Below are 11,072 nucleotides of genomic sequence, written 5' to 3' on the forward strand. Positions count from 1 at the left end.
CGTCCGACGCGGGCCTCGGCCTCGAGGTTGGGACCGCGGTCCGCGACGGCCCACAGATCGCCGCTCGGCGCGATGTCCAGCCCAGACAGGCCGCCCTCGATGATGGTCACGCCCTCGAGGACGGCGATGGCAGAGTCGGGCAGGACGAATCGCTGGGGTTCTGGTGATGCCGGCGGGGAGGAGCATCCGGCCGCGAACAGGACGAGGAGCAGGAGGCGCATGGCGCTCGAACGCGGACGCCCGAAGAAAGAGCCCTCGAGGGCGTTCCGCCCGACCTCGAGGGCGCCAGATCGGCCGGCTGACGGCGTTACGTGTCCTCTATCTTGGCGTCCTCCATCCGGGCGCCGTCCCCCCGTGGCCTCCGACGACCTCCCACCCGATCCCGAGCCGCTGCCGCCCTCCGCGCCTGGAGGGGTGGACCCGGCGACTGCCGAGGAGCCGTCGCTCCGAGCGGCGGTGGCGGAGCAGTGGAACGCCCTGCCTGTGGCCGGTCGGTGGGGCGCGGTGCTGCTGCTGTTGGGGATCGCGGCGTGGATCGTCGTGCCGCGCCTCCTCGAGGTCTCCGAGGGGCCGACGGAGGAGGAGCGCCAGCAAGAAGCGACCACCGCACGTCGCCAGTACGCCGAGGTCCTCCGCCAGAACCCGACGCCACTCGACTCGGCCGTCGTCGACGGAACGCTGGGACCGGGCGACGCCGAGCCGACCGACGAGCGCTACGTCGATCACTACGTCTACGAGGCCGACAGCGTCGCGTTCTCCATCCTGGCGACGTCCGGCGAGTTCACGCCCGACCTGTCGGTCCGCCTCCCGGACGGCCGGACCGTGGCGGCGTCGGACCTGCTGAGTACGCAGACGCGCGCGGAGGTGGACGGACTTCAGGGGCCGGGTCGCTTCGAGGTCGTGATGACGTCGCGACAGGCCCGCGCCGAAGGGGCGTACGAGCTGTCCGTTCTCCCCGCTGGCCCGGCCGACTCGGTCTACGTCGATGGCGACGCGCGCCTCGACACGCTCGGTTCGGGGCCTCTTCGGGGCGGCCGCTATGAGGCGGCGTACGGAATCTCAACGGGGTCCGAGTTGCCGGTCATCGTCCGCGTCGTGTCGTCGGCGTTCGTGCCGCGCGTGCAACTGATCGGGCCGAACGGCGAGGTTCGCGACTCGTGGCGCTCCATCGAACAGGTCTCGGCCGGGGATAGTCTGGGCACCGTCAACGGCGTCGTGCTCCGGTACCTGCCCGGGTGGGACGCGCCGTACCGCCTGCTCGTTAGCTCGGAGGAGCCCGGCGCAGCGGGGGCGTTCGCCGTCGAGGTGAAGAGCATCCCCATCCGCCCGCTCCGGGTCGGCGAGACGGGCGTGAGCGCGACCCTGGGCGACGGGAGCTGGATCGAGGACGGCCGCTACGTCGACTCGTACCGGTTCCGAATCGGTGCGGACGTCAAGACCACGCTCGAGGTCGAGTCCGAGGACTTCCCGCCCGCGTTCCGGCTGTGGCGAATCGCACGCCGCGCCCGCTCGGACGTCTCGGAAGAAGTCAACGAAGAAGCGGTCGCCGAGATCTCCCTCGAGGACGGCCTCGATGCGGGCGAGTACTTCCTCGAGGTCTCGTCGGGCGGGGAGGACACGACTGTGACGAGGGGCGGCGAGTACGCCGTCCGCGTGATGACGGAGGCCAACGAGCCCGCGCCGTCGCTCGATCGGCCGGCGTTGTCGTCGAAGGTCTTTGCGACCGAGGTCCGGCGGACGGGCCAGAGCGGCGGCAGCACCTTCGAGGTCGGCGTGACGAACGTCGCCATCTCCTACCCCAACGCATCGAGGACGCGCGTCCAGCTCAGCATCACCGTCCGGTCCATCGACTACACGGGTGGATGGGCGCCGTGGGCCAGTTTCGCGCGCCAGGCCTACGTCGTGGACGACCGCGGGCGTCGCTACACGGCGGCCGTGACGGAGAGCCAGAGCCCGTCCGGGCTCGAGGCCGAGCCGGGGACGGCGCGGCGCGGGACGGTCGTGTTCTACCTACCGGAGGTGGCGGAGCAGATCGAGCGCGTGGTGCTGGTGGCGTCGATCGGCGAGCGGACGGTGACACTGCCGATCCCAGTTCCGCGGTAGCCGGGGGTTCGGTGGTGGGGACATCGGTACGTCCTCGAGGACGGCGTCGGGGACCGCCTCTAAATCGCCCTCGAGAGGCTGTCCTTGAGGGTGAGGCGTCGTTGATGCGCGGCCTCGAGGTCGGGTTCAGAACTCCCTCTCCTCACGCGAGGAGGGGGGACGTGATCTGATCGGCTTGGACAGGACGCGACTTCGAGGCCGCGGCCCCACACCGTTCTCGAGGACGAGGTCGGGGCGGGGTCTGGAAACCTCCCCAACTCCTAACCCCAGTCCCCAACACCCGCGCTACGGCATCGTCAGGCCGCCGTCGACCGAGAGGGACTGGCCGGTGACGGTCCGGCTCCAGGGCGAGGCGAAGAACAGGACGGCGTCCGCGAACTCGTCCGGCGTCACCGTCTGCTGGAGCGGCGTGGCCTGGCGGACGAACTCGAACACGTCGTCGGTCGTGACGGCGCTCGCGTCGGTCGTCTGGAGAAGCCCGCCGGCGACCACGTTGACGCGGATCCCGTGCGGCCCGAGCTCCTTCGCCAGCGTTCGTGTGATGCCGACCAGTCCGGCCTTCGCGGCCGTGTAGTCGTGGTACGTCACGACCGGGTTGTACACCAAGTTGGTGCCGACGTGGATGAGCGACCCGCCGCCCTCCTTCATCGCCGGCACCGCCGCCTTGGCGAGGTTGAGCGCCGCACGGACGGCGCCCTGGTACTGGCGCTCGAAGTGCTCCCACGTCACGGTATCGAGCGACACGTAGTCCGCGGTCGGGTCGAACGAGTAGTCCGGGAGCGCGCTGCTCACGACCGTGTCGAGCCGGCCGTAGCGCTCCGTCACGGCGTCTACCATGCCCTGGACGGCGTCGGCGTCGGTGACGTCGGCCTGGTGGGCGAACGCTCGGCCGCCCGCGTCCTCGATCTCGGCGACGACCGCCTCGGCCTTGTCCTGGCTCTTGAGGTAGTTCACGCACACCGCAGCGCCCTCCCGAGCCAGCGCTCGGGCGATGGCGGCGCCGGCCCCACGGCTGGCTCCGGTGACGAGGGCGACAGAATCGGTTAGGACGGGCATCGAGGACGGGAAGGGAAAGAGCCGAAAGCTACCTGGACCTCGAGGACGAGCCACGCCGTTCTAGGCCGGTCTCCCCGTTTCCTCATGCCCTCCGTCTTGATCACCGGCGCCTCTCGCGGCATCGGCGCTGCAATCGCTGTCGCCTTCGCCGATCTCGGCTGGCGCGTCGCGCTCGTCGCTCGATCCGAGCCCGACCTCGAGGCCGTGGCCGCTCGCGTCCTCGAGGACGGTGGCGATGCCCGTCCGTTCGCGTGTGACGTGACCGTCGTCGAGGACGTCGAGTCGATGGCCGCGTCCGTCCTCGAGTGGGGCGGCGTGCCAGACGTCGTGGTCAACAACGCCGGGCTGTTCGAGCCCGGGGGCGTGTTAGAGACCTCGCCCGACGCGTTCCGGCGTCAGCTCGAGGTCAACGTCGTGAGCGCCTTCCTGGTCACGCGGGCGTTCCTGGGCGAGATGCTCGAGCGGGGCTCCGGCCGCGTCCTGATGATGGGGTCCGTCGCGTCCGTTCGTGGGTATCCGTCGGGCGCCGCCTACGGAGCGGCCAAGCACGCGCTGCTCGGGTTTGCCCGGTCGCTCCGTGAGGAGACGAAGGGGACGGGCGTCTCGGTCACGACGCTCCTGCCCGGGGCGACGCGGACCGGATCGTGGGACGGCACCGACCTGCCCGACGACCGGTTCATCCCACCGGAGGATGTGGCGAAGGTCGCCCTCGAGGTCGCGACGTTGTCGTCGAGGACCGTCGTCGAGGAAGTGCTCATCCGGCCGGACGCGGGTGACATCTAGGAGGAGTTTGACCTCGAGGCCTGCTCGTCTAAGGCTGTCGGTGGGTTCCAGGACCCGGTGGAACGCGACGCGTCGCGGAGATGTCTGTTCGGCTCTCACCGCACGCACCCATGCCCGACGTCCGACACGAAACTGACAAGCACCGCTTCGTCGCCGACGTCGAGGGCGGGATGGCCGAGCTCGAGTACACGCTCGACGGCGACGTCGCGTCGTTCGTCCACACCCTCGTTCCGAAGCCGGCCCGTGGGCAGGACATCGGCACGGCGCTCGTCGAGGCCGGACTGTCGTGGGCGCGCAACGAGGGCATGCGGATCGTGCCCGCGTGCCCGTTCGTCGCGGCCTACGTCAAGAAGAACCCTAAGGCGCAGGACCTGGTCGCCTAGCGGACGATGGTGAACCGGGCCGTCCTCGAGGCCGATCCCGAGGTGGCGCGGACGACGTAGACGCCCGGCGCTAGTCCGGTGATCTCGACGCGCTGAGGCCCTCCGATGTCGAGGCGCCCAACCACGCGCCCGAGTGTGTCCACGACCTCGAGGCTAGACCGCTCCTCGACCTCGAGGGAGACGGCACCCGCCGACGGGTTTGGCCAGACACGCAGGCTCCTGACCTCGAGGTCGGTCTCGCTCGAGGTCGCCCCGAGCGAGACCAAGCGCAGCCCGTCGACGACGACGAAGGCCGGGCTCGTGCTGCCAGACGCGTCGTCGGTCACGACCACGCTGTCGCCAGGCGCGAGCGAGAACTCGCCGATCCGGTTCCACACGCCGGCCGACGTGGCCAAGGTCTGGTTGGCGCGGACCGTTCGTGAGGAGCCGCCCGAGTAGACGGTGAACGGCGTGTCGGTGGCGCGGTTGGGAGCGGGCGTCCACCACGCGTCGAGGGCGTAGTCGCCGGCCCGGATCCCGTCTAGGACGAAGACGGCTCGGTCGTCACCGGTCCCGACCTCGTTGAGCCGCGACGGCGTGCCGCCGAAGAAGGGCGCGTTCGCGCTCTCGAACCAGTCCCCGGTCTCGCGGTAGCCATCGCCGCCGGCGTCGAAGGTGGTCTCCTCACCGGCCGTCGGGCCGCCGGGTGCTCGGATCAGCAGCGCCGAGGCGACCGGCCGGTTCGAGCGAACCAGATCCGCGCCGCCGGCCGACATCGCCGTCGAGCCGCCGCCGTCCAGGTTCAATGCCTCGACAGCGCCCAGGTCCACCATCAGTTGGGCGAGTTCGGGCAACGTGAGCCCGTTCTGCTCGCTCACCGCGACCAGCAGCATCCGCCGGTCCGACGTGTAGCCGACGGCCGTCCGCGCCCTCGAGGACGTCGTGTCGACGCCGGAGCCGCCGAAAAAGACCTCTTCGGTCCAGGTCAGCGCCGCCCGTCCGTCCTGCACTAAGACCGGGCCCCCGCCGATGGCGGTCGTGACGTCCCACGGAGCGCCACCGTCCGGGAACGACGCGTCGGGTTGGGGCTGGGGCGCGCCGGGCGCGTTGGGGCTCGGCTGCGGGTACGCGTAGGTCTCGCCCTCGACGTCGTAGATCCAGGCGACATCGGGCGTTCGCCGCGAGCTGATTCCGACGGCGCTCCGCGTTGGGAAAAACTGCTGCCCGTCGCGCGTCAGCGCCTTGATGTTGGGCGAGGCCACGACGCCGTCCTCGAGGACCAAGCTGAACGACTGGCCGCCGCCGTAGTAGCCGCCGTTGATGGCCGCGAACACGCCGGTCTCGTCGGCGAACGACGGGACGGTCTCGGTGCCTTGGTCCGAGAGCATCGCCTCAAGCTCCCAGTCGTCGGCGGACAGGTCCGCTCGGATCAGGGAAGCGCGCAGGGGCGTCCCGGCTCGCGTGACGTCGAACACGCGGACGGAGCGCGGCACGCCCTCCTCGGCGTCCGGCCGCGCGTCGAGCGTGAGCGTCTGGGCCGAGGCAATCGAGGCAAGGAGGACCGTACAGGCGGCCAGGCGGAGCAAGGTCATAGGGGTGGGGAGCGTCGGTGGGGCTAGCGGCCGGTGTGGGCCTCGGAGGCTGGACTGCAAACGATACGACCTCGAGGGCGGCGATCTCGACATGGTATTCCATTCTGCCGTCCTCGAGAGCGGTCCGGGCGAGCCGCACGGAAGACATGGTCTCTCGAGCGTCGTCCAGAGCGAAGGGCGTCAGCCTGGTGCCGAAGGGTCTCGCCGTGGTCCGTCTGGCTCCGGCGAGCGGGCCGCCCTCGAGGCCGCGAGCGTCGTACCGTTCCAATCTGCTCGAGCTGTCCGTGGGACCCCGAGTGGCCTCGTCCTCGAGGCCGATCGCCGTTCCAGGCGCGGCGTCCCACCGAGTCTATGCGATGCCGGTGCAACTCGTGATAGCAGTCGCCGTAGAGGATCGCCGCCTGACCACAGACTTGCATTCCACGACGATGAGCACCGCTACCCATGACACCACCACGGTCGCGAGCCGTTTGTTTCAGCCCTCCCTTGGCGTCCTGTTCCTCATGATAGGGGGCGTCACGCTCTGGGGCGCCGATGGCGGACGCGATCTTTTGGAGGCCGCGACGTGGGCCGCGTTCGGCCTCTCCCAAGTCATTACTGCGGCCTCGACCACCCTGCCCATCCGGTGGATCGGCTACGGGTTTGCGGCGGTCGGCGTTGTCCTGTTCGGGATCGAGATCGCGATCGCGTTCGGGTAGAGGGCCGGCGACGGGGGCCGCGGCGCTTCAGGCCGTCCGAGCCGGGTGCCTGGCTGTGTCCTCGACGGCTGACCGGCGGGCCAAGACGGTAGCTTCCCCCATGTCTTCCGACCTGTTCGAGGCCGCTGCCTCCGCCCGACGCGCCCGCTCGGCCCCGCTCGCCGACCGGATGCGGCCGCAAACGCTCGACCAGTACGTCGGGCAGGGGCACATCCTGGCGCCGGGCTCGCTCCTGCGCCGCGCCGTCGAGGCCGACCGCGTCACGTCGCTCATCCTGTTCGGCCCGCCGGGCACGGGCAAGACGACGCTGGCGCGGATCATCGCGAACACGACGCGGAAGCACTTCGCGAGCCTGAACGCGGTCTTGGCCGGCGTCAAGGACATCCGCGAGCAGGTGGCCGCGGCCCAGGAGCGGCTCCGGCTCCACGGCCAGGGCACGATCCTGTTCGTGGACGAGGTCCACCGGTTCAACAAGTCGCAGCAGGACGCGCTCCTGCCGCACGTCGAGAACGGGACGGTCACGTTCGTTGGCGCGACGACGGAGAACCCGTACTTCGAGGTCAACAAGGCGTTGGTCTCGCGCTCGCGCGTGTTCGAGTTGCAGACGCTGACGGAGGACGACTTGCGCGCCGTCGTGGCCCAAACCCTCGAAGACGAGACACGTGGCTACGGCCGCTTGGAGGTCGCCCTCGAGGACGACGCGCTCGACCACCTGGTGAGCACGGCCAACGGCGACGCGCGGTCGCTGCTCAACGCGCTCGAGCTGGCCGTCGAGACGACCGACCTCGAGGGCGGCGTGGTCCAGATCACCCTCCCCATCGCGGAGGAGTCAATCCAGCGCCGGGCCGTGCTCTACGACAAGGACGGCGACGCCCACTTCGACACGATCTCGGCGTTCATCAAGTCGATGCGTGGCTCGGACCCCGACGCGGCGCTGTACTGGATGGCCAAGATGATCTATGCCGGCGAGGACCCGCGCTTCGTCCTCCGCCGCATGATCATTTTTGCGAGCGAGGACATCGGTCTGGCAGATCCGAACGCGATCCGGCAGGCCGTCGCGTGCCAGCAGGCGTTCGAGTTTGTCGGGATGCCCGAGGGCCGCTACATGCTGGGCCAGTTGTGCCTCTACCTGTCGATGGCGCCCAAGTCGAACTCGACGATGGCCTTCTTCAGCGCGCTCGCCCACGTCGAGAAGGAGCGGTCGGAGGACCCGCCGAACCCACTCAAGGACGGCTCGCGCGACAAAAAGGGGCTGGGGCACGGCGTCGGCTACAAGTACCCGCACGCCTACCGCGACCACTACGTGCCGGAGCAGTACCTCCCGAGCGGGATGCAGGGGACGTACTTCTACGAGCCGAGCGACCAGGGGCTCGAGGTCAAGCTGCGAGCGCGGCTGGAGGACCTGCGGGCGCGCGATGCCGAGGAGTCGATCGAGAAGCGCGTGCAGAAGTACGCGTCCGACGAGTAGGTCGTCCTCGACGGGTCGCCCTCGAGGGCGCGCCACCGACCTCGAGGACGACCCCCCGATTCAGCACCGGGCGATCGGCACCGACATCCCCCGTACGAACAGGCGCTCTCGATGCGTCGTACGCTTCCGACTGACTCTCCTCGACACATGGTCCGCCTTCCGGCCCTCGGCCTCCTCGCCGTCCTCTTCGTCGCCGGCTGCGCCACGACCGGCGTCTACCGCGCCGACGGCGACGCGCCGGCACCGCTCCCGAGCGAGCGGGTCGCGTTCACCGTCTTCCTGGCTGGCAACACGACCGACTTCGACACCGACGCCGTGCTCCGCCAGATCGGCCTCGAGGCCGGCGCCGCAGGCGAGAACAGCGCCGTCGTGCTCCTGGGCGACCTCGAGGGCGACGAGAGCCGGGCCGCACTGACCACGGCGCTCCGAGGCTATTCGGGCCGTGTCGTCGCCGTGCCGGGCGACCGTGACGGCCGCGACGTCGTGGACCGTCTCGAGGACGCACTCGGCCTCGAGGTCGAGGGGCCGAACAGCGCGGACGGCGAGCTTCGCGAGGTCGACCTGACCGAGACGCTGCGCCTGGTCGCGCTCGACACGCCGTGGTGGCTCAGCGGCGCCGAGACCGCCGACGCCTGGCACCCCGCCGACGCCGCGACCGAGCTCGAGCGACTCGTCATCGACCGCGACGACGAGCAGCTCATCATCGTCGGGCACCACCCGCTCGAGTCGAACGGGCGCTTCGGCGGTGCCCGGACCTTTTTCGGTGGGATCGCGACCCTCGGCGTCGCCCCGCTGCTGTCGCCGACGGTCGGCGTCACGGACCAAGACCTGGCCTCGCCGACGTACCGACGGTTCACCCAGGCCCTCGCCTCAGCGTTCGGAAACCACGAGCGGCTGGTCTACGCCGGCGCGAGCGACCACAGCCTGCAGGCGTTCACGCGCCCCGTCAACGGCGGACGTGGTGAGCAGACCCTCCTAGTCAGCGGAACCGGCGGTGGCGACATCGGCGCGGCGCAGGGTGGATACGGCGCCGCTTTCGTCGCTCCGAAGCCCGGCTTCTGGCGCCTGACGTACTACGCCGATGGGAGCCTGTGGAGCGAGGCCGTCGCCCTCGAGGGCGGCCAGCCTACCGTCCTCTACAGCCGCCAGGTCGCGGAGCCCGACGCCGAGCTCTCGGCCGAGCTCGCGCCACCGCCCCAGGTGACCGGCCGCGTCGACGTGCCGAGCGCTCCGGTCACCCAGCCGCTCGACGCCGGCTTCGACTCGGGCTCGTTCCGCAACGACGGGCTGACGCGCTTCTTCGCCGGCGCCGGCTACCGCGACGCCTGGAAGACGCCGGTCGGCTTGCCCGTCCTCGACATGGGCGCCGTCGGCGGCGGACTCACGCCGCTCCGCGCGAGTGGCGGAAACCAGACGACCGGTCTCCGCCTCCAAGGCGAAGACGGACATGTGTACGAGGTCCGGTTGATCGAGAAGGGAGGAACGGGCGGCCTTCCTGAGCCCCTGCGTGACGGGTTCGCGGGCGATCTCGTCCTCGACTTGCGCTCCGCCGCGCTCCCCTACGCCGCGGTCGTGGCGGCCGACTTGGCGGCATCCGCCGGGCTCTATGCGCCCCAGCCCCAGGTCCTCTTCGTCCCCGACGACCCGCGCCTGGGCGTTTACCGCGAGACGTTCGGCGGCAAGGTGGCCCTCTTCGAGGTCCGCCCCGACGACGACATGTCCGACCTCGAGGGCTGGACCGAGGTCACCGACGTGATCTCCTCCGGGAAGCTCCGCGAGGAGTTGGCCGACGACCAGGACCACCGCGTCGACCAGCGCGCGTTCTTCCGCGCCCGCCTTCTGGACCTGATGGTCTCGGACTGGGACCGCCACGCCGGCCAGTGGCGCTGGGCCGCGTTCGAGCCCGGCGAGCTCGACCCGACCCTCGAGGGCGACGCCGCGACCAAGGGGAAGGTCTACCAGCCGATCCCGCGCGACCGCGACTGGGCCTTCTACGACCTGGGCGGCGTGGCGCAGCGTGCGCTCTTCCAGTTTGACCGACGCTACCAGCCGTTCGGCGAGGGCTACGGCAGCATCTTGGGCCTGACGGCGAACGCGAGAGGCCAGGACCGCCGGTTCATGAGCGAGATCACGCGCGACGACGCGCTCATGATCGCGGACGATCTCGGCGCACGCCTCACCGATGCCGCCATCGACCGGGCCATCGACAAGATCCCAGACGAGATCCGAGCCGAGGTCGGGGACGAGTGGCGAACGGGCCTGGTCAACCGCCGCAACGATCTTGGGTACGCAGCCGAGAGGCTCTACGAGTTGGCCGCGCAAACCGTTGACGTAGTCGGGAGCGACGAGCGGGAGCGGTTCAGCGCCGTGCCCTCGGGCGACGGCGGCGTGACGGTCATCGTCGAATCCTTCAAGGGCGGCGACCCCGGCCTCGAGTTGTACCGCCGCACGTTCCGGCCCGGCGAAACCCGCGAAGTGCGGCTCTATGGACGCGGTGGCCGGGACCAGTTCGACGTCGCGCCTGACGCGGACGCCATTGCCATTCGGGTGATCGGCGGCGGGGGCCGCGACAACGTCGTCTCGGGCGAGTCCGACGTGACCCTCTACGACACGCCCGACGGCATCGAGGTCGAGGGACCCGTGGACGACCGGCGCTCGGACGATCCGGGCGTTAACCGCTACAGCGAGGACGAGCGCGTGACACCGCTCTTCGTCTCAGCGCCGATCGTGGGCGCACGTGCGACGGACGGCGTGATCCTGGGTGGGTCCGTGACCAAAACCTCCTACGGGTTTCGGATGCGGCCGTACGCGTCCCAGCAAACGTTCGCGGCCGACGTGGCGACGGGTACGTGGGGCGTCCGCGCCAGCTATGACGGTCACTTCGTGGAGGCGATCGGGCCGTTCGACGCTCGCGTCGGGCTGTCGGGCGCGCTGCCGCGCAACGTGCGCAACTTCTATGGTTTGGGCAATGAGACCGCGTTCGTCGACGACGACGTCGCCCGGCTCAACC

Annotated in this window: 9 protein-coding genes; 6 read left to right on the forward strand and 3 right to left on the reverse strand. The window is 70.3% G+C overall.

The window, feature by feature from the left end; translation table 11 throughout:
- A partial coding sequence (locus WBA11_RS00160) for a hypothetical protein (protein ID WP_424518711.1) occupies positions 1–221 on the reverse strand: 221 nt, incomplete at its 3' end.
- A 193-nt stretch (positions 222–414) separates the two neighbouring features.
- Between WBA11_RS00160 and WBA11_RS00165 the strand changes: the two genes are divergently transcribed.
- On the forward strand, positions 415–2,103 hold the full coding sequence (locus WBA11_RS00165; protein WP_424518712.1) for a hypothetical protein: 1,689 nt from the start codon (positions 415–417) through the stop codon (positions 2,101–2,103).
- Positions 2,104–2,388: 285 nt separating this feature from the next.
- Here the strand turns inward: WBA11_RS00165 and WBA11_RS00170 are convergent, their stop codons facing one another.
- On the reverse strand, positions 2,389–3,159 hold the full coding sequence (locus tag WBA11_RS00170) for a 3-oxoacyl-ACP reductase (RefSeq protein ID WP_424518713.1): 771 nt from the start codon (positions 3,157–3,159) through the stop codon (positions 2,389–2,391).
- Positions 3,160–3,243: 84 nt separating this feature from the next.
- Between WBA11_RS00170 and WBA11_RS00175 the strand changes: the two genes are divergently transcribed.
- Together WBA11_RS00175 and WBA11_RS00180 are read left to right on the forward strand one after the other, a co-directional pair.
- On the forward strand, positions 3,244–3,942 hold the full coding sequence (locus tag WBA11_RS00175; protein ID WP_424518714.1) for an SDR family NAD(P)-dependent oxidoreductase: 699 nt from the start codon (positions 3,244–3,246) through the stop codon (positions 3,940–3,942).
- A gap of 110 nt (positions 3,943–4,052) precedes the next feature.
- Positions 4,053–4,325, forward strand: coding sequence for a GNAT family N-acetyltransferase (locus WBA11_RS00180; RefSeq protein ID WP_424518715.1), 273 nt, complete (start codon positions 4,053–4,055; stop codon positions 4,323–4,325).
- On the opposite strand, the gene WBA11_RS00185 is transcribed toward WBA11_RS00180, so the two are convergent.
- A complete protein-coding gene (locus tag WBA11_RS00185) occupies positions 4,322–5,896 on the reverse strand; it encodes a phosphodiester glycosidase family protein (RefSeq protein WP_424518716.1) in 1,575 nt (524 codons plus the stop codon). The two genes, WBA11_RS00180 and WBA11_RS00185, sit on opposite strands and share 4 nt — an antisense overlap.
- 428 nt (positions 5,897–6,324) lie before the next feature.
- Here WBA11_RS00185 and WBA11_RS00190 point away from each other — a divergent pair, with 428 nt between their 5' ends.
- The 3 genes from WBA11_RS00190 to WBA11_RS00200 all read left to right on the forward strand — a co-directional run.
- The gene (locus WBA11_RS00190) at positions 6,325–6,594 is read left to right on the forward strand and encodes a hypothetical protein (protein ID WP_424518717.1); all 270 of its coding nucleotides are present in this window, start codon (positions 6,325–6,327) and stop codon (positions 6,592–6,594) included.
- A 100-nt stretch (positions 6,595–6,694) separates the two neighbouring features.
- Entirely contained in the window at positions 6,695–8,062 is a 1,368-nt protein-coding gene (locus tag WBA11_RS00195) for an AAA family ATPase (protein ID WP_424518718.1), read from the forward strand.
- A gap of 147 nt (positions 8,063–8,209) precedes the next feature.
- Positions 8,210–11,072 (forward strand): hypothetical protein (locus tag WBA11_RS00200; protein WP_424518719.1); only part of this gene is annotated, 2,863 nt, incomplete at its 3' end.

Source organism: Rubrivirga sp. (genome assembly GCF_049648075.1).
Taxonomy (GTDB): Bacteria; Bacteroidota; Rhodothermia; order Rhodothermales; family Rubricoccaceae; genus Rubrivirga.

Bases quoted from the DNA above. Each gene is read 5' to 3' on its own strand.
- WBA11_RS00170 (WP_424518713.1), bottom strand. From the start codon at position 3,159: ATGCCCGTCCTAACCGATTCTGTCGCCCTCGTCACCGGAGCCAGCCGT.
- WBA11_RS00175 (WP_424518714.1), top strand. From the start codon at position 3,244: ATGCCCTCCGTCTTGATCACCGGCGCCTCTCGCGGCATCGGCGCTGCA.
- WBA11_RS00180 (WP_424518715.1), top strand. From the start codon at position 4,053: ATGCCCGACGTCCGACACGAAACTGACAAGCACCGCTTCGTCGCCGAC.
- WBA11_RS00185 (WP_424518716.1), bottom strand. From the start codon at position 5,896: ATGACCTTGCTCCGCCTGGCCGCCTGTACGGTCCTCCTTGCCTCGATT.
- WBA11_RS00190 (WP_424518717.1), top strand. From the start codon at position 6,325: ATGAGCACCGCTACCCATGACACCACCACGGTCGCGAGCCGTTTGTTT.
- WBA11_RS00195 (WP_424518718.1), top strand. From the start codon at position 6,695: ATGTCTTCCGACCTGTTCGAGGCCGCTGCCTCCGCCCGACGCGCCCGC.